The sequence below is a fragment of the Bradyrhizobium sp. LTSPM299 genome (assembly GCF_000938235.1).
Classification (GTDB): domain Bacteria; phylum Pseudomonadota; class Alphaproteobacteria; order Rhizobiales; family Xanthobacteraceae; genus Bradyrhizobium.
Window position 1 is genome coordinate 351010 of sequence record NZ_JYMU01000007.1, and the last position, 26433, is coordinate 377442.

General features: G+C 64.0%; 24 protein-coding genes and 1 pseudogene. 10 read left to right on the top strand and 15 right to left on the bottom strand.

All coding sequences use genetic code 11. The features are described from left to right. Positions 1-25: 25 nt before the first annotated feature. Positions 26-904, bottom strand: coding sequence for an NAD-dependent epimerase/dehydratase family protein (locus tag UP10_RS06180; protein ID WP_044586456.1), 879 nt, complete (start codon positions 902-904; stop codon positions 26-28). Between the two features lie 327 nt (positions 905-1231). Here UP10_RS06180 and UP10_RS06185 point away from each other — a divergent pair, with 327 nt between their 5' ends. Next, positions 1232-2509, top strand: coding sequence for a PQQ-dependent sugar dehydrogenase (locus tag UP10_RS06185; RefSeq protein ID WP_044586457.1), 1278 nt, complete (start codon positions 1232-1234; stop codon positions 2507-2509). A 179-nt stretch (positions 2510-2688) separates the two neighbouring features. Continuing rightward, positions 2689-3276: a c-type cytochrome gene (locus tag UP10_RS06190; RefSeq protein ID WP_044586458.1), complete on the top strand. Its 588-nt coding sequence runs from the start codon at positions 2689-2691 to the stop codon at positions 3274-3276. A gap of 36 nt (positions 3277-3312) precedes the next feature. Here the strand turns inward: UP10_RS06190 and panE are convergent, their stop codons facing one another. From panE to UP10_RS06210, 4 genes are all read right to left on the bottom strand, one after another. Beyond that, complete coding sequence (gene panE, locus UP10_RS06195; RefSeq protein ID WP_044586459.1) at positions 3313-4230, bottom strand: 2-dehydropantoate 2-reductase; 918 nt, start codon at positions 4228-4230, stop codon at positions 3313-3315. A gap of 117 nt (positions 4231-4347) precedes the next feature. Next, entirely contained in the window at positions 4348-4953 is a 606-nt protein-coding gene (locus UP10_RS06200) for a 2-hydroxychromene-2-carboxylate isomerase (RefSeq protein WP_245321669.1), read from the bottom strand. A 111-nt stretch (positions 4954-5064) separates the two neighbouring features. After that, a complete protein-coding gene (locus UP10_RS06205) occupies positions 5065-6363 on the bottom strand; it encodes an MATE family efflux transporter (RefSeq protein WP_044586461.1) in 1299 nt (432 codons plus the stop codon). 82 nt (positions 6364-6445) lie between these two features. After that, on the bottom strand, positions 6446-7033 hold the full coding sequence (locus tag UP10_RS06210; protein ID WP_044586462.1) for a DUF2239 family protein: 588 nt from the start codon (positions 7031-7033) through the stop codon (positions 6446-6448). 152 nt (positions 7034-7185) lie between these two features. On the opposite strand from UP10_RS06210, the gene UP10_RS06215 reads away from it, so the two are divergent. Both UP10_RS06215 and UP10_RS06220 read left to right on the top strand, forming a co-directional pair. Continuing rightward, positions 7186-7851, top strand: coding sequence for a glutathione S-transferase family protein (locus UP10_RS06215; protein WP_044586463.1), 666 nt, complete (start codon positions 7186-7188; stop codon positions 7849-7851). Between the two features lie 119 nt (positions 7852-7970). Beyond that, positions 7971-8306, top strand: coding sequence for a GIY-YIG nuclease family protein (locus tag UP10_RS06220; protein WP_044586464.1), 336 nt, complete (start codon positions 7971-7973; stop codon positions 8304-8306). On the opposite strand, the gene UP10_RS06225 is transcribed toward UP10_RS06220, so the two are convergent. From UP10_RS06225 to ggt, 3 genes are all read right to left on the bottom strand, one after another. Further along, complete coding sequence (locus tag UP10_RS06225; RefSeq protein WP_044586465.1) at positions 8303-9178, bottom strand: SDR family oxidoreductase; 876 nt, start codon at positions 9176-9178, stop codon at positions 8303-8305. The genes UP10_RS06220 and UP10_RS06225 overlap by 4 nt on opposite strands. A 213-nt stretch (positions 9179-9391) precedes the next feature. After that, positions 9392-10690, bottom strand: a complete 1299-nt coding sequence (locus UP10_RS06230) for an MFS transporter (protein ID WP_044586466.1) — start codon at positions 10688-10690, stop codon at positions 9392-9394. Between the two features lie 180 nt (positions 10691-10870). Then, positions 10871-12616, bottom strand: coding sequence for a gamma-glutamyltransferase (ggt, locus tag UP10_RS06235; RefSeq protein ID WP_044586518.1), 1746 nt, complete (start codon positions 12614-12616; stop codon positions 10871-10873). A 131-nt stretch (positions 12617-12747) separates the two neighbouring features. Between ggt and UP10_RS06240 the strand changes: the two genes are divergently transcribed. After that, positions 12748-14127, top strand: coding sequence for an MFS transporter (locus tag UP10_RS06240; RefSeq protein WP_044586467.1), 1380 nt, complete (start codon positions 12748-12750; stop codon positions 14125-14127). Between the two features lie 134 nt (positions 14128-14261). On the opposite strand, the gene purH is transcribed toward UP10_RS06240, so the two are convergent. The 5 genes from purH to UP10_RS06265 form a co-directional block, all read right to left on the bottom strand. After that, positions 14262-15854, bottom strand: a complete 1593-nt coding sequence (gene purH / locus UP10_RS06245; RefSeq protein ID WP_044586468.1) for a bifunctional phosphoribosylaminoimidazolecarboxamide formyltransferase/IMP cyclohydrolase — start codon at positions 15852-15854, stop codon at positions 14262-14264. A 126-nt stretch (positions 15855-15980) separates the two neighbouring features. Continuing rightward, entirely contained in the window at positions 15981-16295 is a 315-nt protein-coding gene (locus UP10_RS06250) for a HigA family addiction module antitoxin (protein ID WP_044586469.1), read from the bottom strand. A gap of 11 nt (positions 16296-16306) precedes the next feature. After that, positions 16307-16585 carry a type II toxin-antitoxin system RelE/ParE family toxin gene (locus UP10_RS06255; protein ID WP_044586470.1) on the bottom strand — a complete coding sequence of 93 codons (279 nt, stop codon included), beginning with the start codon at positions 16583-16585 and terminating at the stop codon, positions 16307-16309. A gap of 58 nt (positions 16586-16643) precedes the next feature. Continuing rightward, positions 16644-18392: a heparinase II/III family protein gene (locus tag UP10_RS06260; RefSeq protein WP_156179677.1), complete on the bottom strand. Its 1749-nt coding sequence runs from the start codon at positions 18390-18392 to the stop codon at positions 16644-16646. A gap of 124 nt (positions 18393-18516) precedes the next feature. Beyond that, positions 18517-19869 (bottom strand): RsmB/NOP family class I SAM-dependent RNA methyltransferase, encoded by a 1353-nt coding sequence (locus UP10_RS06265; protein ID WP_044586471.1) that lies wholly within the window; start codon positions 19867-19869, stop codon positions 18517-18519. Positions 19870-20082: 213 nt separating this feature from the next. On the opposite strand from UP10_RS06265, the gene UP10_RS06270 reads away from it, so the two are divergent. Next, positions 20083-20304: a DUF1674 domain-containing protein gene (locus tag UP10_RS06270; protein WP_044586472.1), complete on the top strand. Its 222-nt coding sequence runs from the start codon at positions 20083-20085 to the stop codon at positions 20302-20304. 152 nt (positions 20305-20456) lie between these two features. Beyond that, positions 20457-20927, top strand: coding sequence for a thermonuclease family protein (locus UP10_RS06275; RefSeq protein WP_197086745.1), 471 nt, complete (start codon positions 20457-20459; stop codon positions 20925-20927). A 62-nt stretch (positions 20928-20989) separates the two neighbouring features. Here the strand turns inward: UP10_RS06275 and UP10_RS06280 are convergent, their stop codons facing one another. Both UP10_RS06280 and acs read right to left on the bottom strand, forming a co-directional pair. Further along, positions 20990-21505, bottom strand: coding sequence for a L,D-transpeptidase (locus tag UP10_RS06280; RefSeq protein WP_044586474.1), 516 nt, complete (start codon positions 21503-21505; stop codon positions 20990-20992). 346 nt (positions 21506-21851) lie between these two features. Further along, entirely contained in the window at positions 21852-23795 is a 1944-nt protein-coding gene (acs, locus tag UP10_RS06285) for an acetate--CoA ligase (RefSeq protein WP_044586475.1), read from the bottom strand. Positions 23796-23996: 201 nt separating this feature from the next. Between acs and UP10_RS06290 the strand changes: the two genes are divergently transcribed. From UP10_RS06290 to UP10_RS06300, 3 genes and pseudogenes are all read left to right on the top strand, one after another. Then, on the top strand, positions 23997-24509 hold the full coding sequence (locus UP10_RS06290; protein WP_082076994.1) for a DUF2059 domain-containing protein: 513 nt from the start codon (positions 23997-23999) through the stop codon (positions 24507-24509). 279 nt (positions 24510-24788) lie between these two features. Beyond that, positions 24789-25946: a DNA topoisomerase IB gene (locus tag UP10_RS06295; RefSeq protein ID WP_044586477.1), complete on the top strand. Its 1158-nt coding sequence runs from the start codon at positions 24789-24791 to the stop codon at positions 25944-25946. A gap of 176 nt (positions 25947-26122) precedes the next feature. Continuing rightward, positions 26123-26433, top strand: a pseudogene (locus tag UP10_RS06300) (IS110 family transposase); the annotation flags it as partial.

The window sequence follows — 26433 nt, forward strand, 5'->3', positions numbered from 1 at the left end:
CCATTCGACGCGGGCTTTTTGTTTTTCAGGCGAGGGCAGCAATTTCCGCTTCGGGGTCGAGATGTTTTGGGCGCCAGCCGAGGTCGTGCCGCGCCTTGGCGCCGCTCAGGCGCTGATCGAGTGCGTAGCCCTTGGCCCAGTCACCGAGTTCAGCCGCAATCGCGTCGGGGGAGATGATCGCTGGTTCTTGCGGTCCGCCAGATCGCTTCGCGAAGGCGCGCGCGATGCGTCCGACCTGCCAGCCTTCGATCGCCGCGCCGATATAGCTTGATCCCGCCGGCGCATGCGCCAGCCCCAGTGCATAGAGCACGGCAAGGTCCTCGCTATGCACCAGCGGCCAGCGAACGGCTTCACTTGCAACGACGCGGACCGCGCGAGCTTCGCTCGCCTCGCGCGCGAAGCGGCTGAAAACGCCGCCCGCCGGTTCGTAAACCATTGCGGGATGAATGACGATGCCGTGGATTTCGGGCGCGGCCAAGACGCGCTGCAGATGGGCGATCATCCAGGCGAAGGCGGGCAGGGGTCGAAACGGTGTCTCTTCGGTCGCGATGGCTTCGCCGGTCGCGCCGAACAGCCAGCAGCCACCGGTGTAGACGAAGCGAATGTCACGCGGTTGGCTCGCGAGGGCGGGCAGTAATAGGTCGAGCAGACGGCGTTCGATCGTCTCCATCTGAGGCGAGAAATCACAGGCGGCGTGAACGAAGGCGTCGAGATCGGGGAGCGTTGCTGTCCATTGCTCGGGCGCGGTCATGTCGCCACCGACCGGAATAGCCCCCCAACCGGCGAGCCTGCCTGCCGCTTCGTCCGAGCGCGCCAGCGCGAACACACGATGGCTGCGGGCGATCAGTTCCCGCACCACTGCGGAGCCGATTGTGCCCGTGCCTCCCGTCACAAAAACGCGCATGTGACAAATTTCCTTACAAGTTTGCTTACAGCTTTCCTTGCAGCCTCCAACTCACGCGCGATGCATCGCCAGTCTGCAACCGTTTACTTCGTGCGAATATTGCGCTGCAGCGCGATTGCCTCTTTCTCTTGCACATCGCGCGCACAAAAATTTCGTCTCAATTTGTTTTGACTGCAGCGCACCACAACGCATGCGCTTCTCAGCGCCGTTGGATGTGCTACCATTTTGTCGTCTGACCTACCTCGCAGACCGCCACAATCATCTCTCAGGGCGTTCAAAATCAATAATAGACGCAAGCTGCAACGGCTTGCTTAGGGGAGTCACGCGATGAAATCGGCTTTCAATCGATCAATACTTGCGCTTGCGACGATCGCGCTATTGGCGGGGACAACCTTCGCCAGTGCGCAAACTGCGGCGGACAAGAGCCGTGCGCTGAAGAAATACGAATCAGGCACCAAGGAATTCTGGACCCATCCGCCGGATGACTGGTTCCTCGGCGACGAAACCGAGGCGCAGAAGGGCCTTGCGCCGCCGTCCGGCCCGCCGACCGGCGCCTCCGACGCCGAACTCGCCACCATGATGAAGAAGATCAAGCTGCCGGCGGGCTTCAAGATCGAGGTCTATGCCTCGAACGTGCTCGCCGCGCGCCAGATGGCGTGGGGCGACAAGGGTACGCTGTTCGTCGGCTCGTTCGGTCTCGGCAACGTCTACGCGATCAAGGACAACAACGGCAAGAAAGAGGTCAAGACGGTCCTCAAGGGGCTGAACATGCCCACCGGCCTCACCTTCCAGGATGGCTCGCTCTACGTCATCGCCGTCGACAAGCTGATCAAGTATGAGAACGCCGAAGCCAATCTCGACAAGCTCGGCGAGGGCAAGGTGGTGTATGACGACATGCCGTCCTATGCGGCGCATGGCTGGAAATACATCGCCGTCGACAAGGAAGGCTGGTTCTTCATTCCGTTCGGCCCGCCCTTCAACGTCGGCATCCCGCCGACCAGCGTGTCGCAGATCCGCCGCGTCGATCCGAAGACCGGCAATGCCGAGGTTTATGCGCTCGGCGTTCGCAACAGCGTCGGCGGCGACGTCGATCCGCGCACCGGCAAGTACTGGTTCACCGAAAATGCGCGCGACTGGATCAGCGATGATCTGCCGAGCGACAAGCTCAACATCATCACCAAGATGGGTGAGCATTTCGGCTATCCCTATTGCCACCAGGGCAATTTGCCGGACACCAAGTTCGCGATGGGTCACAAGTGCTCGGAGTTCACTCCTCCGGTATACAATCTCGGCGCTCACGTGGCTCCGCTCGGCATGAAGTTCTATACCGGCAGCCAGTTCCCGGCCGAGTACAAGAACAGCATCCTGATCGCCGAGCACGGCTCCTGGAACCGGCATAAGTACCAGGGCGGCCGCATCGTGCGCATCACCGCGAGCCCCGAAGGCAAGAATGCCAAGCAGGAGATCTTCGCGGACGGCTGGATCCAGGGTGACCAGGGCTATCTTGGCCGCCCCGCCGATATCGTGCTCGACAAGGACGGTTCGATCCTCGTCGCCGACGACTGGGCCGGTGCGATCTATCGCATCAGCTACAGCAAGAAGTAACGCCTGAAACAATATGAGGCTGCGGTGGCCGACAAGGCGGCCGCAGCCTCATGCTTTTTGGCTTCGCTCGCATGCGCAAATAGCGAGCCCGGAACCGGCAACCACGAATAAGGTTATGGAGTGCGGGCCTGCGCCGGTGCGCATCCCGCAAAGTGACCTCCTCGCGAAAGCGCTGTCCCATGTTGAATCGATTCGTATCGCGTGCCTTGCTCGGCGCACTCCTGGTGTTCGCAGTTGGCCCGACGCGGGCTGCTGATACCGCCGCCGTCAAGGAGAAGGCCGAGGTGTGCTCCGGCTGCCACGGCGAGAACGGCCTCTCGCAGACCGAGAATATTCCTTCGCTGGCCGGCCAGCTCGACCAGTTCATCCAGTGGCAGCTGGTGTTCTTCCGCGCCGGCGCGCGCAAGAACGAACAGATGCAGCCGATCGTCGAGCAGCTCAGCAACGAGGACATCCGCGATCTCGGCGCCTATTTCGCCGCGCTGCCGCCGTTCAAGGGTACCAAGGACGACAATCCGGATCTGTCGGAGAAGGGCAAGCAGGCCGCCGCCGGCCGCCGTTGCGCCTCATGCCACACCGATACGTTCGTCGGCACCAAGGCGGTGGCGCGGATCGCCGGCCAGCGCGAGGAATATCTCGTCAAGGCGCTGCATGACTACAAGTCGGGAGTCCGCTCCGGCGGCGCCCAGGCCGCGATGGCCGACGTGGCCTATCCCTTGAGCGATGAAGAGATCACCGCGCTCGCGCATTATCTCGCGCATCTGTAGCTTCAAAACGGCCTTCGCCGGGACGACGGAAAGAGTCTACCCCCGCTGCTTCTCATACGCCTTGAGATGCGTGTACGCCGTGCGCAGCTTCGGCACGGGGATCTTCGCGGCGTCGGCACGCACGATCAGGTCGCCGATCACGTGATCGGCTTCAACGGGCAGGCCCGCCTTGATGTCGCGGAACATCGACGCCGTCATCGGCGAGCCTTCGGTGGTCAGCAGTCCGCGGGTGCGCTGGAAGAACGGGCCGCCCGGCATGTGGCCTGCGGCGCCGGCGATCGCGCTGCATTCCTCGAGGATGCCGAGCAGGAAATCCTTGCCGCCTGGCGCGGCCAGGATGTTGCCCACTGATGTCCGCATCAGGCTCGTGGACGCAGCGAGCGAGGCCAGGAACACCCACTTCTCCCACATGTCCTGCATCACGTGCTCGCTCGCGGTCGCGCCGTTGATGCAGGAGAAGGTCTCCGCGATCGCGCGCACCCGGTCCGACATTCCGCCCGCGCGTTCGCCGAACGTCAGCGACTGCATCGGCTGCAGCTGCACCACTTCGCGCGCCTCGTTCAGCGTCGCCGCGATCGCACAGAGCCCGCCGAGCACATGCGCGGCGCCGAACTTCTTGTCCAGCGCGTCGAGATGCAGCATGCCGTTGAGCAGCGGAATGATTGCGGTGGTGTCGCCGACAGCTGAAGCAAACGACTTGATCGCATCCTCGAGATCGAACGCCTTGCAGCTCAACAGCACGACGTCGAATTTTTCCGAAAGCTTGTCGGCCTGCACGGTCGGCGGGTTCTTCAGCGTGACGTCGCCGTTCGGGCTCTTGATGACGAGACCGGCCGTCGCCAGCTCGGACGCGCGTTTGGGCCGCACCAAAAAGGTGACATCGCAGCCGGCTTCAAGCATCCGGCCGCCAAAGTAACCGCCGATTGCACCGGCACCGACCACGAGAACGCGCATGGGATTTAGTCCTTCTTTGTTGCCACCTGGCAAGCGGGCAAACCGCGAATCGGGAGTGGCGAATAGATAGGGATGTTGGCTGGCTATTCGCTACGCGCTATTGGCCATCCACTCATCTCACTTTCCCGACACCATTTCCTCGACCTCGCGCAGCTGCTCCTTGCCGAAGAAGATCTCCTTTCCGACGAAGAAGGTCGGCGAGCCGAATGCGCCGCGCTCCACGGCGGACTGGGTGGTTGCGATCAGCTTGGCCTTGACCTCGGCTTCCTGCCCGCGGGCGAGCAGCTTGGTCCCATCAAGGCCCGAGGCGTTCAAGGCTTTGGCGGCCACTTCCGGATCGTCCATCTTCTTTGGCTCGACCCACATATGGTGGAACGCCGCCTCGATGTATTTTTCGAATACGCCTTCGAGCTGGGCGGCGACCGCAGCCCGCATCAGGTTCAGCGTGTTGACCGGGAAGAACGGGTTCCAAGTGTAAGGCTTCACGTTGAAGCGCTTGATGAAGCGCTCGGTCTCGATTTTCTGGAACTCGGGTTTGTTCTTGACGCCGGCGAGCGTCTCGGCCGGCGACTTGTTGTTGGTGGCCTTGAAGATGCCGCCAAGCAGGACCGGGACATACTCGAATTTGACGCCGGTGCGCTGTTCGATCGCCGGGATCGCTTCATGAGCGAGGAAGGCGTTCGGGCTGCCGAAATCGAACAGGAATTCCGGATTCTGGCTCACGGCAGTCGCTCCCTTGGGCTCGTCTAGGATGGGCTTGCTTAGCATGGGTCTGCTGTCGCAGGCGCCATCATTAGAATATGATAATCATCATGTGAGGCGCAGCGCGCGATGTCAAATCAGCCGCGTGATTGTTTGCTTGCGCCATACCAGTCCGTAATAGGCCATCTGCAAAACGAACATGGTTGCAAACGTGACCGGATAGGCGATCCAGACGCCCTGGATGCCGATCGTACGGCTGAGCAGGATCGCGACCGGCACCTCGACCAGCGTGATCGCCAGGATCGAGATCAACAGCGGCATCCACACCGTGCCGCCGGCGCGCATCGCGCCGGAAAACACCGTCGCCATGCCGAACAGTACGATGCTCCACAGCACGATGTGCATTAGCCCTTCGGCCAGCGCGAGCACTGCGCTGTCGACGATGAAGAAACCCATCAGGGGATGTGCAAACAGATAGCCGAGCACGACCAGTCCGCCGGTCAGCACGAGATTCATCTCCAACCCGGTCCTGACGATGGCGGCGATCCGGCCGGAATCTCCGCGGCCGATCGCCTGCGCGCCGAAGATCGACACCGAGATCGCGATCGAGATCGCCGGAAACTGCACATAGCTGATCACCTGGTTGACCGCGCCATAGGCGGCGGTGGCGTTGGAGCCGAAGCCATTGACCAGGCCCAGCAGCACCAGCTCGGCGAGCGAGACCACCACCATGCCGATCGCGGTCGGAATGCCGAGCCGCAGCACGATTCGTAGCAGCGCGGGGTTGGGTCGCATCGCGCGCAGGAATGCGGTGTCGAACGCAAGCGGGTGCCGACGCCGCAACATGTAGACATGCAACCATAACAGCGTGACCACGCCCGAGACCGCGGAGGCGACGGCCGCGCTGGCCACGCCGATCATGGGCAGGCCGAACCAGCCGCGGATCAGGGCCGGGGTCACCACGAGGCCGACGACCGTCGAGACCGCAAGCGCGAGCAACGGCGTCATCGTGTCGCCGACGCCGCGCATCATCGCCGCGAGCAGCAGGAATGCAAAGGTTACCGGCATGAAGATCATCATGATCCGCGCATAGGACACCGCCGCGTCGAGGACGTCGGACGGCGTAGCCAGCGCGATCAGGAGCGGACGCGTGAACAGGCCGCCGAAGATTGCGATCGCCAGCGCCAGCAGCAGTGTCACGGTCATGGTCGTGCCGGCGACCGCCTTCACCCTCTCGGGCTCGCGGGCACCCCAGGCCTGCCCGATCATGACGGAGGCGCCGGCGCTCAATCCGATGACGAAGGAGATGAAGAAGAACATCACCGGGAAGAATACCGACGCGGCCGCGAGCGCGTCGACCCCGATCATCTGGCCGAGATAGACGCCATTGATGGTGCCGAACAATGATTGAAGGATGTTGCTTAGCAACATCGGTGCGAGGAAGAGCAGAAATGCCTTCCGAAGAGACGGGGTGTCGGGCACGTTCAGATTCCAGAGTCAGGAGGATGCGGGGCTAATCAGCGTGATCGCTGTAGGCAAGGCTGACGGCATGGTCGCGGATGTCGGCCGGCCAGTCGGCGATCAGTGTCACAAAGCGCCGGCGGTCGTGCGCGAAGAGGGCGCGGATCGCGTCCTCGTAATGCGGACGGTTGCCGGCCATCGTCGTCATGAAGCGGTAGGCGGCGTCCTGGGCGAGGCGCGTGCGGTCCTTGTCGCCGCTAGAGCGTCGCGCTTCGTCGACCAATTTGCGGATCGCGACCGATGCGCCGCCTTTTTGTTGCGCCAGCCAGTCCCAGTGCCGGGGCAGCAGGGTGATCTCACGCGCAACGACGCCAAGCCTGGGGCGGCCGGGGCCGCGCGGCGCAGTGGACACGGCTTGCTCCTCTTCCACAGGGGCTTTCGGCTTCGGCAGGCGCGCCAGCACGTCGTCCACCGAGCCGCGGAAATCGATGTCGACCAGGGCTGAGGTGCGGCCGTTGAACACCAGGATCGCCGCGTCCTTGCGCTGGTCGAGCAGTTGCCTGGCGGCGCGGGCGACGTCGCCGAGATCGCCGGCGGCAATGCGATGCTCGCCCTCGAAGGCGACATAGGCTGGATTCATCACGGGACCCTCCAATCGCCCGATATATTATCCGGGTAATTCGTGATTGTTGCGATGCGCGGCTCGAACTCGGCCGGACGCCTATCTCGACTTTCTCGCGCACGGCTGGCACCAGTCGCCGCTCGACTGTGGCCAGACCCGGGGGAACGCCAATGCTGACGGTTCATCATCTCAACAATTCCCGCTCGCAGCGCGTGCTGTGGCTGCTCGAGGAATTGGGCGTGCCCTACGAGATCGTCCGCTATCAGCGGCAGCCCGACATGCGGGCGCCAAAGGAGCTGCGCGCGATCCATCCGCTCGGCAAGTCGCCCGTCATCACTGACAATGGCAACGCGGTCGCGGAATCCGGTGCGATCCTCGAATACATCGTCGGTACCTACGGCAATGGCCGCCTGATTCCACCGGCTGATACGCCGGAACGGCTGCGCTACACCTATTGGCTGCACTATGCCGAGGGATCGGCGATGACGCCGCTGCTGTTGAAGCTGTTGTTCACGCTGATGCCGAAGCGCGCGCCGGCGCTGCTGCGGCCGCTGGTGCGCAAGGTCTCCAATCAGGCGCTCACCACGCTGGTCAATCCGCAGATCAAGCAGCACATGGCCTATTGGGAAGGTGAGCTTGGCAAGAGCGAGTGGTTCGCCGGCCAAGAATTCTCCGGCGCCGACATTCAGATGAGCTTTCCGCTGGAAGCAGCCTCGGCGCGCGGCGGGCTCGAGGACGGTCATCCGAAATGTGTCGCATTCCTCGCGCGCATTCATGCGCGCCCGGCCTATGCACGGGCGCTGGAGAAGGGCGGGCCGTATCAGGTCGGCCGATAGCGTTTGAGTCATCGCGGCAGCTCGATCGGATTTCGATTGGACAGGTTTTATCCGGATTTAATTGCAGCGTCAATAATACCCGGGTATAAATTTGGCCCGATCGATCTGGAGGAGCTGCCATGAAGACCGAGACCCGAAAGCTTGCCATCGCCGACTACAAGAAGCGCGCGAGCGTCGCCGGCATCTTCGCGGTCTGCTGCCGCGCGACCGACGAGGTCTGGGTTGGGCAAGCGCTCGATCTCGAGAAGATCCAGAATCGCATCTGGTTCTCGCTGCGCATGGGCAATCATCGGAATGCGGAGTTGCAGCGCGCCTGGTCGGCGCATGGCGAAGCGGGCCTTTCGCTCGAAACGCTCGAGCGCATCGAGGAGGAGGAACTGTCGTACGTGCGCGATCGGCTGCTCAAGGAACGCATGCAGCACTGGCGCACGCAGCTGAATGCGTCCGTGGTCTAGCGCGACGGCAGCGGCTGCACGGTGACGCCGGGCGGCGGAACGTCATCATCAGGCACGAAGAAATCCGACATCAGCGGCACGGACGGGTCGACGCGATAACGCTCGAAGTCGCGCACGCCGTTGGCGTAGAGCACCTTGTCGTCGATGCAAAAATGTCCGCTGAATTCGCGCGATGGTCTCGTGAAGATAGCATGGGCCGCATCGGCCATGATGTCAGGCGTGCGGCTCACGCGCATCATCGCGTCGCCGCCGAGCAGATTACCGACCGCAGCGGTCGCGATCGTGGTGCGCGGCCACAGTGCGTTGACGGCGATGCCGGCGGATTTCAGCTCGCCGGCCAATCCGAGCACGCACATGCTCATGCCGAATTTCGCCATCGTGTAGGCGGTTGAGTGCTCGAACCATTTCGTCTTCATGTCGAGCGGCGGCGACAGCATCAGGATGTGTGGATTCGGCGCCTTCTTCAGATGAGGGATGCAGTATTTCGACACCATGAAAGTGCCGCGGGTGTTGATTCCCATCATCAGGTCGAACCGCTTCATGTCGGTCGCCTGCGAAGTGGTCAGGCTGATGGCGCTGGCGTTGTTGACGCAGATGTCGATGCCGCCGAACTCTGCGACGGTCTGTTCGATCGCCGCCATCACTTGTACTTCATCCCTGATATCGCAGATCACAGGCAGCGCCTTGCCGCCGGCGGCGCGGACCTCGTCGGCCGCGGTGTAGATCGTACCCTTCAGCTTAGGATGTGGCTCGGCGGTCTTCGCCGCGATCGCGACATTGGCGCCGTCGCGCGCGGCACGAAGCGCAATCGCCAGCCCGATGCCGCGGCTCGCACCCGAGATAAACAGCGTCTTGCCTTTGAGGGATGTCATCTGCTGGCTCCTCTATGGTTAGGGACGCGCGACACGATGGCTCCCTCTCCCCTTGTGGGAGAGGGTTGGGGGTGAGGGGGTATCTCTCCATGCGGCGTAATGCGCGGAGAGATACCCCTCACCCGGATCACATTTCGCTTCGCTCCATGCGATCCGGCCTCTCCCACAAGGGGAGAGGCGAAGCGGAGCAAGATTGGCGGCCTGTGCTCAATTTCACCCACCCGCATGCAGCACGCGGCCGCGGGTTTCCGGCAGCGCGTAGGCGGCGACGAAGAACAGGCCATAGGCTGCCACCGCGAAGATCGCGATCGCGTTTGCAAGCGTGGTGGTGGTCGACAGTGCACCGACCAGGAACGGGAACAGCGCGCCGATGCCGCGGCCGAAATTGTAGCAAAAGCCCTGGCCCGAACCGCGCAGCCGCGTTGGATAGAGCTCGGTCAGGAACGCGCCCATGCCGGAGAAATAACCCGAGGCGAAGAAGCCGAGCGGGAAACCCAGCACCCACAGCACTTCATTGGACAGCGGCAGCTGGGTGTAGAGCAGCACGATCGCGATGGCGCCGAGCGAGAAGATCAGAAACAAATTGCGCCGGCCGATCCGGTCGGCGAGCCAGGCGCCGACCAGATAACCGATGAAGGAGCCGATGATCAGCGTCGCCAGATAGCCAGTAGAGCCGACCACCGACAGCTTGCGCTCGGTGGTGAGGAAGCGCGGCACCCAGAAAGTGATGGCGTAGTAGCCGCCCTGCATGCCGGTTCCGACCAGCGACGCCAGCAGCGTTGTCTTCAGGATCGGCCCCTGAAAAATTTCCAACAGCGAGGCGGGGCCGGTCCCGGACGCTTGCTGCTGCGCCATTGTCGCGGCCGATATCTCCGGCTCCTTGACGTAGCGGCGGAGATAGAACACCAGCAGCGCCGGCAATGCGCCGATCACGAACATCCAGCGCCATGCGTTCTCCGCCGGCAGCACCGAGAACAGGATCGCCTGGGCCAGTACCGCGAGGCCCCAGCCGATCGCCCAGCCCGATTGCACCGAACCGACCGCGCGTCCGCGATATTGCGGCCGAATCGCCTCGCCGATCAGCACCGCGCCGGCCGCCCATTCGCCGCCGAAGCCCAAGCCCAGTAGCGCGCGGGCAATCAACAGCTGATCGAAGTTCTGCACGACGGCGCAGACCAGCGAAAACACCGAGAACCAAGCGATGGTGAGCTGCAACGTCTTCACCCGCCCGATGCGGTCGGCGAGATAGCCGCCGAGCCAGCCGCCGACGGCGGAGGCCAACAGCGTCACGGTGCCGGCGAGCCCGGCGGTGCCGGGGTCGACCTTCCACAGCGTGATGATGGTGCCGATCACGAGCGGATAGATCATGAAATCCATGCCGTCGAGCGTCCAGCCCGACGCGCAGGCCCAGAACGTGCGCCGTTCCGGCAGGTTCATGTCGCGATAGAAGGCGAGGAGACTGGTGTCCTCGATCTCGGCGACCTCGATCGGCTTGGATTCGGCCGTGCTCATGCGCGTTCCCCCGGAGAAACTTTTCGCCGGCTTTTTGCACCCCGCGGCCGGACTTGCGCGAAGCAGGCAACTTAGCGCGATGCTGGTGGGTGGGCAAAGGCGCAATTGCGCCGTGCCCACCAACTCATGCTATGCTCGGGATGGTGGGCACGCTTGCGCATTGCCCACCCTACGCTGTGGCTACTGCCCCGCAGCCTCCGAGCCGCGCGTGCGCGGGTCGGGTGCGCCGAGCAGGCCGTTGGGCGTCACCGCAATCGAATTGGCCGAGGAATAGCCGAGCGGCTCGACCAGCGTGTGGCCCTTGGCCTTCAGTCCGGCGAGCACATCGTCCGGAAAGCCGCGCTCGATCCGGACCTCGTCGGGTAGCCACTGGTGATGCACCCGTGGCGCTGCGACCGCAGCGGCGATATCCATCCTGTAGTCGATCACGTCGACGATGATTTGCGTCACCGCCGAAATGATGCGGCTGCCGCCGGGCGTGCCCGTCACCAGCACCGGCTTGCCGTCCTTCAGCACGATGGTCGGCGACATCGACGACAGCGGCCGCTTGCCGGGTCCGGGCAGATTGGCCTCGAAACCGACCAGACCGAAGGCGTTGGAGGCACCGGGCGCGGCGGTGAAATCGTCGAGCTCGTTGTTGAGCAGCACGCCGGTGCCGTCGGCAACGAGGCCGACGCCATAGGGGAAGTTGAGCGTGTAGGTATTGCTGACGGCATTGCCGCTGGAGTCGACAACGGAATAGTGCGTGGTGTTGCTGCCCTCGTGCGGCGGCTTCGCATTCTGGATGTCGGTCCAGGGCGTGGCACGCGCGAGATCGATGGTCGCACGCTGCTTCGCGGCGTAGTCCTTCGAGATCAACAATTGCGTCGGCGCATCGACGAAGGCGGGATCGCCAAGATAGCGCGCACGATCGGCATAGGCGCGCTTCATCGCCTCGATCATCGCATGCAGCGAGGCCGCGGAGCCCTGCCTCATGTCGGACATCGGAAAACCTTCGAGAATGTTGAGGATCTCCAGCAGCACGATGCCGCCGGAGGAAGGCTGCGGCATCGAGACGACGTCATAGCCGCGATAGGTGCCGCGCACCGGGGTGCGAATGACAGCCTGATAGGATTTCAGGTCGTCGACGCCGATGATGCCGCCGGCATTTCCGATGCCCTTGACGAGCTTCTCGGCGACCGCGCCCTCGTAGAAGCCGCGCGGACCCTGTTCGGAAATCGCCGTCAGCGTTGCGGCGAGGTCGCCCTGGATCAGGCGGTCGCCTTCGTGCAGCGGCGTGCCGTCGGCATGGGAAAAGGTTTTGGCCGTATCCGGCCAGCGCGACATGCGGCGATACATGTCGCCCAGCGTATCCGATGTATCGTCGGTGACGATGAAGCCGTCGCGCGCCAGATCGATCGCGGGCCTCAGAATTTGCGCCAGCGTGAATTGGCCGGAGCCGTATTTCTCCAGCGCCAGCGCGAGGCCGGCGACGGTGCCGGGGACACCGATGCCAAGCGCCGAGTTGCGCGACTTGTCCGAATCGGGCTTGCCGTCGGCGCCGAGGAACATGTCGCGTGTGGCCGCCTGCGGTGCGGTCTCGCGATAGTCGATCGCGATATTTTGGTTGTGCTCGGCAAGATGGATCACCATGAAGCCGCCGCCGCCGAGATTGCCGGCGCGCGGATAGGTCACCGCCATCGCAAAGCCGGTCGCGACCGCGGCGTCGACCGCGTTGCCGCCCTGCCGCAGGACATCGGCGCCAATTTGTGCCGCAAGCTTCTCCTGCGCCACCACCATGCCCTGTTCGGCGGGAATGCCGTGAACCGTATCGGCGGCCGGCGGCGTGTAGAAGCGGCGCTGCTCCTGGCCAAGCGCCGGCGCGGAGAGACCGATCACCAGGAGCGCGGCAAACAGCCGTCGCGACATCGTTGCTGTCAGCGCCATCAAGATCGACATCGAGATTCCTGCCCTGTTCGTGGCCGATGTGACATTCGCAGAACCGGCTCATGCTATATGGGAACGCGTTGGCGAGGCAAAACGCCTGTCCGTGATTCGACGTGAGGAATATTTTGGCAATGACGGCGATGGGACAGACGGGCGCTGCTGACGCAAAGACCTATCCGGGCCGCGCCGCCGTCGTCAGCTGGATTTTCTTCGACTGGGCCGCGCAGCCCTATTTCACGCTGATCACGACCTTCGTCTTCGCGCCCTATTTCGCAAGTTTCGTCGCACCGGACCCGGCGAGCGGGCAAGCGCTGTGGGGCTTTGCCACGGCCGCCGCCGGATTAGCGATTGCGCTGCTGTCGCCGGTGCTGGGCGCGATTGCCGATGCCAGCGGCCGCCGCAAGCCGTGGATCGCGGGCTTTGGCGCGCTGCTCGTCATCGGCGCCAGTGCGATGTGGATCGGCAAACCCGGTGATCCCGGCGTCATCCCGCCACTGCTGCTCGCCTATGCGATCGCGAGCGTCGGCGTCGAGTTCGCGACTGTCTTCAACAATGCGATGATGCCCACACTTGTGCCGCCGGAGAAAATCGGGCGGCTCTCCGGCACCGGCTGGGCCACCGGCTATGTCGGCGGCATATTGAGCCTTGTGCTGGTGCTCGGCTTCCTCGCCGCCAATGCCGAGACCGGCCGCACACTGTTCGGATTCACCCCGCTGTTCGGCCTCGATCCCGTCACGCATCAGGGCGATCGGATCACCGGGCCGTTGACGGGACTTTGGTTCGTCATCTTCGTGGCGCCGATGTTCCTGTTCACGACAGACTATCCGGCCAAGCGTCCGCTGCGTACGGCGATTGGCGAAGGTTTGCGCGAGCTCCGGCAATCGCTGGCCGAGCTGCCGAAGCAGACATCGCTGGCGCGGTTTCTGCTGGCGAACATGATCTACACCGACGGGCTGGTCTCGCTGTTTGCCTTCGGCGGCATCTACGCCGCCGGAACGTTCGGCTGGGACACGATCCGGATCGGCACCTTCGGCATCATCCTGGCAATCGCCGGCACGTTCGGCGCGTGGCTCGGCGGCAGGCTCGACGATGCGCTGGGGCCGAAGCGCGTGATCATGGGGAGCATGTCGATCCTGTTGTTCGCCGTTGTCGCGATTCTCACGGTGAACAGGGATTCGATTCTGTTCGTGCCGGTCGCGCCGCCCGTGCCTGGCGGTCCGCTGTTCGCTGGCGCAGCCGAGCGCGCCTATGTCGTGCTCGGTTGCCTGATCGGTGCTGCCGGCGGACCATTGCAGGCCGCCTCGCGCACACTCTTGATCCGTCTCGCGCCGAAGGATCGCATCGCGCAGTACTTTGGGCTGTTCGCGCTGACCGGAAAGGTGACGTCCTTCATCGGGCCGCTGCTGATTGGCGCGATCACCGCCGTGACCGCGAGCCAGAAGGCGGGCATGGCGGTGCTGGTGGTGTTCTTTGTGGTCGGGCTCGCGCTATTGGCGCGGGTGCGCGAATAAACCACCGCCGTCGTCCCGGCGAAGGCCGGGACCCATACGCCACGGCCGTGGGAAGAGGCACAAGGGGAGACGACCTAGCCAACCACAACGAGTTGTGGTTATGGGTCCCGGCCTGCGCCGGGACGACAGTGAGCTTAATGCCGGAAATGCCGGACGCCGGTGAACACCATGGCGATGCCGTGCTCGTCGGCGGCTTTGATCACCTCGTCGTCGCGCATCGAGCCGCCGGGCTGGATCACGGCGGTCGCGCCGGCCTCGATGCAGGCGAGCATGCCGTCGGCGAACGGGAAGAACGCATCCGAGGCGACCACCGAACCCTTGGTCAAGGGCTCAGCGAGCTTCAGCTCGGCCGCCGCATCCAGCGCCTTGCGCGCGGCGATGCGGGCGGAATCGACCCGGCTCATCTGGCCGGCGCCGACGCCGACGGTGGCGAGATCCTTGGCGTAGATGATGGTGTTCGACTTCACGTGCTTGGCGACGCGGAAGGCGAATTTGAGATCGCGCAGCTCGGCCTCGGTCGGCGCGCGCTTGGTCGCGATCTTGATGTCCATGTCCTCGACCACGGCATTGTCGCGGCTCTGCACCAGCATGCCGCCGGCAACCGTCTTGGCGGTGAGGCCCACCGCGCGCGGATCGGGCAAGCCGCCGGCGAGCAGGAGGCGCAGATTGCGCCGGCCCGCGATGATCGCGATCGCCTCATCAGTGGCGTCGGGCGCGATGATCACCTCGGTGAAAATGCCGATGATGGCGCGCGCGGCCTCCGCATCGAGCGTGCGGTTCACCGCGATGATGCCGCCATAGGCCGACGTCGAATCGCAGGCGAGCGCGCTGCGATAGGCGGTGGCGAGATCGGGACCCTCGGCGACGCCGCAGGGATTGGCGTGCTTGACGATAACGCAAGCCGCGGTCCGCTTCGGGTCGAACTCGCCGACGCATTCATAGGCCGCGTCGGTATCGTTGATGTTGTTGTAGGACAGTTCCTTGCCCTGCAATTGCCGCGCGGTGGCAACGCCCGGCCGCTTCTGCGGCGTGGCGTAGAACGCTGCGGTCTGGTGCGGATTCTCGCCGTAACGCAACGACTGGATCAGCCGGCCGCCGAAGGCGCGGAAATCCGGCGCCTTGGTGTCGAGCTGCACGGCAAACCAGTTCGAGATCGCGGCGTCATAGGCCGCGGTGCGCGCATAGGCCTTGGCGGCGAGCCGCCGGCGCAGGCCAAGCGAGGTCGCGCCCTTATGCGCTGCGAGTTCGTCGAGCACGGACTGATAGTCGTGCGCCTCGACCACGACGGCGACGTCGTCATGGTTCTTTGCCGCGGCGCGGATCATCGCGGGGCCGCCGATGTCGATGTTCTCGATGCACTCCTCGAAGCCGGCGCCTTTATCGACCGTCGCCTCGAACGGGTAGAGATTGACGACGAGGAGATCGATTGGCGCGATGCCGTGGGATTGCATCGCCGCCGCATGCTCCTTGTTGTCGCGGATCGCGAGCAGGCCGCCATGGACCTTGGGATGCAGCGTCTTGACCCGGCCATCCATCATCTCGGGGAAACTGGTCAGCTCGGAGACGTCCTTGACCTTCAGCCCGGCCGCCGCGATCGTCTTGGCGGTGCCGCCGGTCGAGACCAGCTCGACGCCGTGGTCGGCGAGCGCCCTGGCGAAATCGATCAGTCCGGTCTTGTCGGAAACGGACAACAGAGCGCGGGTCACGCGGCGAAGCTGTTCGGTCATGTCGGAAATCCCTGGCTGTTAAGGCAGCCGGGTAGCATGGTTTGGGGCGTCGCGAAACCGGTGCCGGGGGTCGATTTCCCCGGAAAATGCAGGGGCGCCTCACTCAAATTCCCGAGAATTGAGCCGTCAGGCAGCTCGGGCCTTGATGGTCGGAATGCGGCTGACATCTTCGGTCTGTTCGGCATGCCAGGTATCGTAAGCGCCCTGCATCCTGGTCCATATGCCTGCACCATCGCCAAATAGCTTTCCGAGCCGTACGGCGACGGCAGGGGATACCGGCTTTCGCTCCCGCAGGATGTCGTAGAGATGCTGGCGAGAAATCCCGAGCAACTCGGCGATGTCTGCCTTGGTGCGACCAGTCGCCGGAATGATGTCCTCGCGAAGCAGGGCGCCAGGATGGGTAGGGCAGCGATTTTTGTCGCGCTTGGCCGTGTAGACCATGTTTCGCTCCTTCAATGGTATTGTTCGAAATCGACCCGGCAGGCTTCGCCGTCCTCGAATTCGAACGTGATGCACCATGGTCCGTTGACGTGGACCGAATATCGTTTCGGGTCGAAGCCGTGCAGGGCGTGAAAATCGAAGCCCGGGACGTTCATTTCTTCTGGCCGGACAGCGACGTCGAGACGGTCGAGCCGCGCAAAGATGCGCTTGTGCATCTTGGCATCAATCTTCGAACCCTTGCCCTTGGTCCAAAGCTCCGAGAGGGCCTTGCTCTTGAATGTCCGGATCACGTCTCTATGTAAGCAATCAGCTTACAGAGGTCAAGACGAGCGGTTGCCGGAAGCAATGCTACAGCGGCAGCTCCGGCTCGCGGCGGGCGTTGCGCCTTGCATTGGTGGCGGTGGCTGAGGTCGAGGAACGCACAAAACTCCAGCGCAGCGACGAGGCCTGCCGCGCGTCCTGGCGGATCACGATCTGGGAGGTCCGGCGCGGGCCGTCATTGCCGGCCAGGAACACGCTGTCCTCGAGATCGACCTTGTCGTCGAGCGCCTCGAAGGTCCAGACGTCGCGGTTCGGCAGCACCAGCATGACGCCGCGCGCATCCGACAGCCGGCTCGCCTTCACCGACGGGTGCAAATGAAAGCGCAGGGCAAAGTCGGATTCGCCCTTGATGCGGCCGCCCGGCGCCGGCGTCAGCGAGTCCTCGCCTTCCAGCCGCGTGCCGTCGTGAGAGACCATCAGCACACGGCGATGGATCACACCGAAGCGGGCGAGATAGCCGTCATGCGACGTGGTCAGCATGTCGCCATCGGCGACGGCCTCGCGGTAGTACTCGACATTGCCGGGGCCGCTGGTGATCGGCGCGCCACGCAGCAGCCGCTTCATCGCCGACAGCTCGACGAACTGGCACGACGAGGCGTCGTGATAGGTCAGCGTCGAATGCGCCGCGGTGGAGCGCGCAAACGGCCGCCAATTGTCGCGGCCGGTGGCCGGCATGCCGCAATTGACGACGATGCGGCTCGGACCGGAGGAGAACTCGAACGACAGAGTGCCGGCATGCGCGTCCTGGCTGACGCTCGCCGGCGGCGGCGGGCCGGTGTCGATGATCACGGTCGCAGCAGCCGCGTCGAGCCGCTGGAAGCCGGTATGCGGCATGCTCGCCATCGGCACGCCGTGGGTGTCGTCATAGGCGAGCAATGTCGCGACCAGATCTGATGGCGCGGTGCTCATGCCGTTGAACAGTGCGAAGCTGCCGTCGCCGTGGCGGAAGAAGCGCATCATCGGCATCATGCGGTCGATCGCATTCAGCAGCGCGGGCGGCGGCGCGATGTTGCGCGCAGCAAACGTCTGCCGCAGCGGCAGCATGTCGCTGAGCAGCTCGACCAGCGCGCCGGGATTGCGCGAGATGTGGCCGCCATCCGGCAGGATCTGGCGCTGCAATTCGTCGGAGAGTCGTCGCGAGGCGGCGCGGATATTTTTCGCCTGGTTGGCGAGGCAGAGCGCGGCGTAGCACAGCGCGATCAGCACCTGCAGGCGCGGAACGCCGTCATTGTCGAGCGTCGAGTAGCGCAGATAGCGGATCTCGCGCGCCAGCCCGCGCAGATATTTGCGGTAGAATTTTCCGTCGGTGTCGCCGAGCACCAGCGGCGCCTGCGACAACAGCGAGATCACGCGCCGCGCGCGGACATCGGCGCGGCGTTCCAGCGGCCGCCGGCGCGCCTGGTTGGAGATCCAGTCGTCGACCAGCGAGCGGGCGTTGGCGCGGGTCAGCGCGGTGTCGGCAGCGCGCAAATGGCGCAGCCAGCCGAAACCGAGCAGCGCCGCTTCCCAATCTTCCGATGGCGGCTCGAGATCGAAGATCGAGCGCCCATGGCAGGTGACGATCTTGCCCGCGAACACGAATCGGCCGGCGTAGATTTCGGCGGCACGGGTGGCGTCCGCGGTCCGCAGGTCATGTGGGGCGATGATCAGCCGGTCGGTCCGGCCGGGCCACAGCCGCGACAGCGCAACCGTGCTGCCGCTGGCGCGTGCGATCAGGCTGCGCGCGAAACGGCCAGCAATCAGCGTCGAGATGCGTCTGCTTTGAGCGACCGACACGCCTAACCTTGTGGGGAGGAGATTTTCAGCGAATCCATATCTAATCCGGAAACGCGCCCAAGACACCCTCTTGAAACCGCGCGAATCAGCCGGAGCTTAGAAAATTCAAGTTTAAAATCAGGATTTAACCAGCGGACTTAACCAGTCTTGCCGCGTAAAATCCATCCAGCCCGCCCAGCCTGGGGTCTTCATGGGGCAAATGGCAGGGCAGGGTGCGCAAATCACCGTCGGCGGTGATGATGTCGGCGAGGCCGGCGACCTCGCCTGTCTCAACCGGCGCACGCCGCAGACCTGATTCGGAGGCCAGCAGCGCTGATATCGCCTGTTCGCCTTCCTCCGGCTCCAGCGAGCACGTGCAATAAACCAGCGTGCCGCCGGGTTTCAGCAGCGCAACAGCCTTTTGCAGCAGCCGCTTCTGCAATCCGGACAGTGCCGCGATGTCGGCCTCCTGCCGCAGCCAGGCGACGTCGGGGTGGCGCCGGATGGTTCCGGTCGAGCTGCAGGGTGCATCGACCAGGATGCCGTCAAAACTTTCGGCTTCCGCGGACCACTCGGCCGCGTCGGTCATGACGGTATCAGCCTGCAGCGCGAGGCGCGTGAGATTGTCGCGCAGCCGCGCCACGCGCGCCGGCGACCGGTCGATGGCGGTGACGCGGGCGCCTGCGAGCGCAAGCTGGGCGGTCTTGCCGCCGGGCGCCGCGCAGAGGTCGGCGATCGCCTTGTCCTTGACGTCGCCGAACAGGCGCACGGGCAGCGCAGCGGCGGCGTCTTGCACCCACCATTGGCCTTCCGAAAAACCCGGCAGCATCATCACCGAGCCCTGCAGCAGCGTGCGCACGGTCCCCGTCGGCAGCGTCTCGCCATGCAGCCGGGTTGCCCATTGCGGCGCATCCGCCTTCACCGTGAGATCGAGCGACGGCTCGTGACCGAGCGCGAGCGCCATGTCGCGCGCGGTCGCCTCGCCATAATGCGCGGCCCAGCGCGCCATCATCCATGGCGGCAAATCGAGGGTCTGCATCTTGACCTCGTCGATCAGCCCCTGGCCCTCACGCGCGCAGCGGCGCAGCACGGCATTGACCAGCCCGGCATATTTCGCGGCGCGCCGGTCCGACTGCACCAGCCGCACCGAGAGATCGACGGCAGCGTGATCGGGCACGTCCATCCAGAGAATCTGTGCCGCGCCGATCAGCAGCGCGCTCTGCGCCCGCGGCGCATCGGTCGGAACGCCGCGGTTGAGCAGGCGCGAGAGCACATGGCCGAGCGTGCCGAGACGGCGCAGGATGGTCGACACCAGACGGCGCATCAGCGCGCGGTCGCGATCGGCCAGCGACTTCAGGCCGGGATGCGCACCGGCACCGTCGAGCTGGTCGTCGAGCGTGCGATGCTTGTGCAGGACGCCGTCAAGAATGTCGGCCGCGATCCGGCGTGCCGCGAGGCCGGGCACTTCTGTGGGAACTGCAAATCTTGAAGGAGGCATGGAGCGGTAATATCTTTGAAGGTGCTGAGGTTACATTCGGCTCATGCCGTCACTTGCAAACACCTGTGGCATGCGAATATGCCAAATGTAAGAATCGATCAGCAGTATCTTGCAGCGGTATCTTGCGATCGTAACGTCGTCGATGAGCCGACCTTGAAGTACGAGACACGCGTCCGGAAAGTTTTGCCAAAGAGCCTGCCAAAGAGACCTGCTATGTCTGAAAAATTGTCATCGCCGCCGGAACCTGCCACGCGCAAGCCGCTGACGCCGGCCGCGCAGCGCGCGCTCGCCGAGGCCGAGGCTCGGCGCAAGGCCGCCGACGAGTCTGCCGGTCAGGACGCTGCGGCGCGCCCGAAGGAATTCCAGGGACCGAAAGGTCCGGAACCGACCCGTTACGGCGACTGGGAAACCAAGGGCATCGCGTCCGACTTTTGAGAGCGTTTGGGTGCAATTGGGAATATGTCCCCAGATGAAAGAATAAATACTCATCGCGGCTCGCGGCGACCGCCGTTCGGCCGTTCACCCTGGGCCGCCGCGCCGCGGCCGCGCTGCCATGGCTGTTCATTCTCGGCGTGGTCGCCGGGACCATGCGGCCGATTCGTCCATGGGGGCACTGGCCGCTGCCGCACTGGTCCGATAGCCGGTCTCGAGATACCGACGCGATCTGGCAGCGGGCCGGCGCGCCTGACGCCCGGCATCCCGTCGATGTGATCAGGACGATCGACGGCGACACCTTCGAGGCGCGGGTGCATCTGAGTGAGGGTTTCAACCCGATCACCCATGTCCGGTTGCGCGGCATCGATGCGCCGGAGCTGAAGGCATTCTGTCCGCAGGAGCTTGAGATGGCGCAAGCGGCGACGTCAGCGCTGCGCGATCTGCTCGGCGAGGGCGATGTCGCGATCTACAATATCGGTCCCGACAAATATCAGGGGCGCGTCGTCGCCGACGTCGTGACTGGCAAGACCGGCAGCGTCTCGGCGGCGATGCTCACATCTGGCCACGCGCGCGCTTACAATGGCGGTCACCGCAGCGGCTGGTGCGCAAACGCTGCGCGTTGAGCGATGTGACAGACAAAAAAGCCGCGCTGATGCACGGCTCTCCTTCGCGATGTTTCGAAGGGTCAGCGGGTGACGACGACGGTCGTGCCGACCGAGACGCGCTGATAGAGATCAGTGATGTCGGTGTTCAGCATGCGGATGCAGCCGTAGGACACGAAGCCGCCGACCGAGCCCGGCATGTTGGTGCCGTGGATCGCGTATTCGCCGCCGGCCAGCGTCATTGCCGCCACGCCCATCGGATTGTGCGGCGAGCCGCCGGGGATCACGTTCGGCATGTTCGGCTTGTCGCGCTTCACCTCGGCGGGCGGCGACCAGGCGGGATTGGTGTATTTGCCGTCGATGCGGGTGGTGCCGGCCCACTGCTTGCCGGACTTGCCGACGCCGACTGGGTAACGCATCGCGTGGCCGGAATCGACGATCAGATAGAGCCGCCGTTCGTTGGTTTTCACGACGATGGTGCCCGGCGAATAATTGTCCGCGTGAAGCCCGACCATTTCCGGCCGCGCTTGCGCGGCCGACGACATCACAACACCCGCCCCGATGGTGGCAGCCAACGCCACCGCGATCCTCATCGACATCAACCTTCTCCACTTCCCAACGGCTCCCTGAGGGAGCCTAAAAACGAAGCTACAGACCCCTGAAAAGCCGGGCCTGCTGGTCTCACGCGCGCAATGTTAACTGCGTGTCTTAACCGGATGGTTTCCAAACCGGTCGCGAGACGCGTCCTGATGACGGGAGGAAAGGAAATGTTGGGATTAAAGTAAATGACTTGAAAACAACACTTGGCCACAAACGCGCCGTGGCAACGCCTTGCCGCTGACAATCCAGTGACACGAACGATCCAATGAAATGGAAAGGCCGCGGCGATGATCGCACGCGGTCCTGCCTCTATTGCCCGATGTTGGCGTCGCCAGCCTACGCCAGCTAACCCTTCTTGTTCTGCCGGTTCTGCACGAGGTCGTCGACCACGGCCGGATCGGCCAATGTCGAGGTGTCGCCGAGGGTCGATGGTTCGTCCTCGGCGATCTTGCGCAGGATGCGGCGCATGATCTTGCCGGAGCGGGTCTTCGGCAGGCCGGGCGCGAACTGGATCAGGTCGGGGGAGGCGATCGGGCCGATGTCCTTGCGGACCCAGGCGACCAATTCCTTGCGCAGCGTCTCGGTCGGCTCGATGCCCTTCATCAGGGTGACATAGGCGTAGATGCCCTGGCCCTTGATGTCGTGGGGATAGCCGACCACCGCGGCCTCCGAGACTGCGGGATTGGCGACCAGCGAACTCTCGACCTCGGCGGTGCCCATGCGGTGGCCGGAGACGTTGATGACGTCGTCGACCCGGCCGGTGATCCAGTAATAGCCGTCGGCGTCGCGGCGGCAGCCGTCGCCGGTGAAGTACTTGCCCTTGTAGGTCGAGAAATAGGTCTGCTCGAACCGGGCATGGTCGCCATAGACCGTACGCATCTGGCCCGGCCAGGATGTTGCGATGCAGAGGTTGCCGGAGGTTTCGCCGTCCAGCACCTTGCCGTCAGCGTCGACGATTTCGGGCACCACGCCGAAGAACGGCCGGGTCGCCGATCCTGGCTTGAGTTTGGTCGCGCCGGGCAGCGGCGTGATCAAAATGCCGCCGGTCTCGGTCTGCCACCAGGTGTCGACGATCGGGCAGCGCTCGTCGCCGACCACGCGGTGGTACCACTCCCAGGCTTCCGGATTGATCGGCTCGCCGACCGAGCCGAGCAGGCGCAGCGATTTGCGCGAGGTCTTCTTCACGGGATCGTCGCCGAACTGCATCAGCGCGCGGATCGCCGTCGGCGCGGTGTAGAAGATGTTGACCTTGTGCTTGTCGACGACGTTCCAGAACCTCGAATTGTCCGGGTAGTTCGGCACGCCCTCGAACATCAGCGTGGTCGCGCCGTTGGCGAGCGGCCCGTAGAGGATGTAGCTGTGGCCGGTGACCCAGCCGACGTCGGCGGTGCACCAGTAGACGTCGCCGTCGTGATAGTCGAAGACATATTGATGCGTCATCGACGCGAACACGAGATAGCCGGCGGAGGTGTGCAGCACACCCTTCGGCGTACCGGTCGAGCCTGAGGTGTAGAGGATGAACAGCGGATCCTCCGCGCTCATCGGTTCGCAGGGGCACTCCGTGGTCACCATCTCGGCGGCCTCGTGATACCAGAGGTCGCGCGTCGGGTTCATGTCAACAGCACCACCGGTGCGCTTCACCACCACGATCCAGTCGACGCCGCCGCTCTTGGCAATCGCCGCATCGACATTGGCCTTCAGCGGCACTTTCTTGCCGCCGCGCAGGCCCTCATCGGCGGTGATGATCACCTTGGACTCGCAGTCCTTGATGCGCTGGGCGAGGCTGTCGGGAGAGAAGCCGCCGAACACCACCGAGTGAATGGCGCCGATCCGCGCGCAGGCCAGCATCGCATAGGCGGCTTCCGGAATCATTGGCAAATAGATCGTGACGCGATCGCCCTTCTCGACGTTCCTTGTGCGCAGGATGTTGGCCATCTTGCAGACTTCGTCGTGCAGCTCGCGGTACGTGATGTGTTTGGATTCGGAGGGGTCGTCGCCCTCCCAGATGATCGCGGTCTGGTCGCCGCGCGTCTCCAGATGACGGTCGATGCAGTTCCAGGCGACGTTCAACTCGCCGTCCTCGAACCATTTGATCGAAATGTTGCCGGGCGCGAAGGAGACGTTCTCGACCTTGGTAAATGGCGTGATCCAGTCGACCCGCTTGGCCTGTTCGCCCCAGAATCCATTGGGGTCCTTGACCGAGCGCGCGTACATCTCGCGATATTTGGCGTCATCGACATAGGCGCGCTTGGCCCAGTCGGACGAGACGTCATAAATCTTCTCGGACATCGTTTCCTCCACTCATTGCCGTTCGCAAACAACGCGGCGGCAAGCCGGCTTGATCATTGTCCCCGATTATGCGTTGCCGCATTCCGGACGGGCAAGGAAAAAGGGCTGCCAATTTTTGTCGCGCAGAAACCGTCTGGCGCGTTCGTTCTGTTCCTGCGTGTGATAAGACGGCTTACCGCAACGCATCGACGAGAGAAACCTATGCTCCATCGCCTGCTCCGGGTCACTGGTCTCTTGGTCGTAGTGATGGCGCTTGCAGCACCGCTGGCCCGCGCCCAGACGGCCGCGCCAACGCCGTCGCCGGAGGCGCTGGCGGTCGCGAAGGAATTGGTTGCTACCATCCACCTCGCGGACCAGTTCAAGACGTTGATGCCGACGATCATGAAGGGCCTCAAGCCCGCCATCGTTCAGGGCCGCAGCGACGTCGACCGCGACTACGACGCACTGACACCGGTGCTGCTCGAGGGGTTCCAGGCCCGTTACGACGAACTGTCAGAGGCGGTCGCGATCATCTACGCCAACAATTTCACCCCGGACGATCTGCAGGGCCTGATTGCCTTCTACAAGAGCCCGGTCGGCCAGAAATTCCTGCAGAAGACACCTGTTGTGACGCAGCAATCCCTGCTCGCCGGCCAGAAGTTCGGCCAGTCGGTGGCGGCGGACATGCGGCAGCGGATCATCGAGGAACTGCGCAAGAAGGGGCATGACCTCTGACCTGTTCGCGCGGCCATTTGTGGCCGGGAGCGTCGGGGCGGGCCGCGTGAGAGCTGGTTCCAGCCGTCAATTTGCCGTGTCGTGGGCAGGCTGGCGTCAACGTTATCGGCCGAATGGCACCCATGAAAGGTATCTAGACACCATTAACGGATGATTCGTGACTCGCAAAGTCTGCCAACACCCCCTAAATGGCCTCCCCGGGGCCAGACGGTCCATCCGGAACGAAGCCAGAAGAAACGGCATTGCCGGAGAGCAGGCAGAACAGGGCGTCTTGAGCAGATGATGGATCAGCAGAATAGCGCGGCTGTGCGGCCCGTTTCCGCCGATCCTGCTGTCGCCTTGGCGAAGGCGCTGGGCCAATGGCCCACGCAGCCGCAGGCAAAGCTCAAGCTTGGCGCGCCCGCCGCCATCAAGACCTCGGTTGAAGACATTGCGCGCGACCTTGGCTTGCGGCTCGGCGACCAGAACGAGCTGACCATCCGCCGCATCAAGCGTGGCAAGAACTATTCATTCGTTCGCGCCAATGGCTCGCGGATCCGCGATATCAGAACCATCCGCCGGCTGCACTCGATGGCGGTTCCGCCGGCCTATCGCCAGGTGCGCTACTCCAGCGATCCGAGCACGCATCTGCAGGCGGTCGGCCGCGATGCCGCCGGCCGGCTGCAATACCGCTACCATGCCGATTGGGAAAAGGTCCGCGAGCAGCGCAAGGCGCATCGCCTGGCCAAGCTCGTGGCCGCGCTGCCAAAAATCCGGCGCAAGATCTCGGCGTTTCTGTCCGGCGACGAGCCGACGCGGGAGTTCGCGCTGTCGGCCGCGATCGAGTTGATCGCGCGCACCGCGATCCGCCCCGGCAATGAATCCTATGCTCGCCTCAACGGCACCCGCGGCGCCACCACGCTGCTGAAGTCCAACGTCACGCTGGAAGATGACAGCCTGGTGCTGACCTTCAAGGCCAAGGGCGGCAAGGCCGTGCGCAAGGAATGCGACGCCGCCAAGCTCGTGCGCGCGATCGGTATCCTGCGTGCTGTGCCGGGCAAGCGCATGTTCCAGTATCACGACCGCTCCGGCGTCGTTCGCGCCGCCTCGACCACCGCAGTCAACGCGTTCCTGCGCGAGATCGCCGGCATCAAGATCTCGCTGAAGGATTTCCGCACGCTGATGGCATCAGCCGTCGTCGTGGAGTCGTTGTCGCGGGTCACGCCTGCGACCAGCGAGCGCGGCCGCAAGCGCCAGGTGCTGGATGCGATCCGCGCCGCGGCCGACCAGCTCTCCAACACGCCGGCGATCTGCCGCAAGAGCTACGTCCACGACACCATCGTCACCGCCTTCGAAGACGGCATCCTCGAACGCTTCGCCGCGACGATGAAGGGCTACCGCACCCAGTCCAAGCGCGAGCAATTGCTGGCGCAGGTCGTGATGGCGGCGGGGGCGTAACGAGCCGTCGTCCCGGCGAAGGCCGGGACCCATAACCACAGCCGCGCGTGATTAAAGTTCGCTGTGGCCCCAGCTCGTTTCACCATCAACATTCGTGGTTGATGGTGTGGACGGCCCCCTACGGCATCAGTGTGCCAGAATGAGGTTGTTGCAAATCTCAGACAAAGGAGCCGTCCGTGGGAGAGATTATCCGAATTGGAATGGATACGTCGAAGCATATTTTTGTGCTGCATGGGGTTGATGCGTCGGAGCGGCCGGTGCTGCGCAAGAAGCTTTCGCGCAACCGGGTGTTGGAGTTCTTCGGCAAACTGCCGGCGACCGTGATCGGGATGGAGGCTTGCGGGGCTTCGCAATATTGGGCGCGGGAGCTCCGCAAGCTCGGCCATGAGGTGAAGCTGATGGCCCCACAGCTGGTGAAGCCCTACGTGATGCGGAACAAGAACGACGGGCGGGATGCGGAAGGGCTGTGTGAAGCGATGGGCCGGCC

What these genes read in the sequence shown, in the direction of transcription:
- purH (WP_044586468.1), bottom strand. Translation starts at nt 15,854, where the DNA reads ATGACCGAACAGCTTCGCCGCGTGACCCGCGCTCTGTTGTCCGTTTCC.
- UP10_RS06250 (WP_044586469.1), bottom strand. Translation starts at nt 16,295, where the DNA reads ATGGTCTACACGGCCAAGCGCGACAAAAATCGCTGCCCTACCCATCCT.
- UP10_RS06220 (WP_044586464.1), top strand. Translation starts at nt 7,971, where the DNA reads ATGAAGACCGAGACCCGAAAGCTTGCCATCGCCGACTACAAGAAGCGC.
- UP10_RS06225 (WP_044586465.1), bottom strand. Translation starts at nt 9,178, where the DNA reads ATGACATCCCTCAAAGGCAAGACGCTGTTTATCTCGGGTGCGAGCCGC.
- UP10_RS06275 (WP_197086745.1), top strand. Translation starts at nt 20,457, where the DNA reads ATGCGGCCGATTCGTCCATGGGGGCACTGGCCGCTGCCGCACTGGTCC.
- UP10_RS06205 (WP_044586461.1), bottom strand. Translation starts at nt 6,363, where the DNA reads ATGTTGCTAAGCAACATCCTTCAATCATTGTTCGGCACCATCAATGGC.
- UP10_RS06180 (WP_044586456.1), bottom strand. Translation starts at nt 904, where the DNA reads ATGCGCGTTTTTGTGACGGGAGGCACGGGCACAATCGGCTCCGCAGTG.
- UP10_RS06190 (WP_044586458.1), top strand. Translation starts at nt 2,689, where the DNA reads ATGTTGAATCGATTCGTATCGCGTGCCTTGCTCGGCGCACTCCTGGTG.
- UP10_RS06280 (WP_044586474.1), bottom strand. Translation starts at nt 21,505, where the DNA reads ATGTCGATGAGGATCGCGGTGGCGTTGGCTGCCACCATCGGGGCGGGT.
- UP10_RS06230 (WP_044586466.1), bottom strand. Translation starts at nt 10,690, where the DNA reads ATGAGCACGGCCGAATCCAAGCCGATCGAGGTCGCCGAGATCGAGGAC.
- acs (WP_044586475.1), bottom strand. Translation starts at nt 23,795, where the DNA reads ATGTCCGAGAAGATTTATGACGTCTCGTCCGACTGGGCCAAGCGCGCC.
- UP10_RS06185 (WP_044586457.1), top strand. Translation starts at nt 1,232, where the DNA reads ATGAAATCGGCTTTCAATCGATCAATACTTGCGCTTGCGACGATCGCG.
- ggt (WP_044586518.1), bottom strand. Translation starts at nt 12,616, where the DNA reads ATGGCGCTGACAGCAACGATGTCGCGACGGCTGTTTGCCGCGCTCCTG.
- UP10_RS06210 (WP_044586462.1), bottom strand. Translation starts at nt 7,033, where the DNA reads ATGAATCCAGCCTATGTCGCCTTCGAGGGCGAGCATCGCATTGCCGCC.
- UP10_RS06270 (WP_044586472.1), top strand. Translation starts at nt 20,083, where the DNA reads ATGTCTGAAAAATTGTCATCGCCGCCGGAACCTGCCACGCGCAAGCCG.
- UP10_RS06240 (WP_044586467.1), top strand. Translation starts at nt 12,748, where the DNA reads ATGACGGCGATGGGACAGACGGGCGCTGCTGACGCAAAGACCTATCCG.
- UP10_RS06295 (WP_044586477.1), top strand. Translation starts at nt 24,789, where the DNA reads ATGATGGATCAGCAGAATAGCGCGGCTGTGCGGCCCGTTTCCGCCGAT.
- panE (WP_044586459.1), bottom strand. Translation starts at nt 4,230, where the DNA reads ATGCGCGTTCTCGTGGTCGGTGCCGGTGCAATCGGCGGTTACTTTGGC.
- UP10_RS06215 (WP_044586463.1), top strand. Translation starts at nt 7,186, where the DNA reads ATGCTGACGGTTCATCATCTCAACAATTCCCGCTCGCAGCGCGTGCTG.
- UP10_RS06265 (WP_044586471.1), bottom strand. Translation starts at nt 19,869, where the DNA reads ATGCCTCCTTCAAGATTTGCAGTTCCCACAGAAGTGCCCGGCCTCGCG.
- UP10_RS06290 (WP_082076994.1), top strand. Translation starts at nt 23,997, where the DNA reads ATGCTCCATCGCCTGCTCCGGGTCACTGGTCTCTTGGTCGTAGTGATG.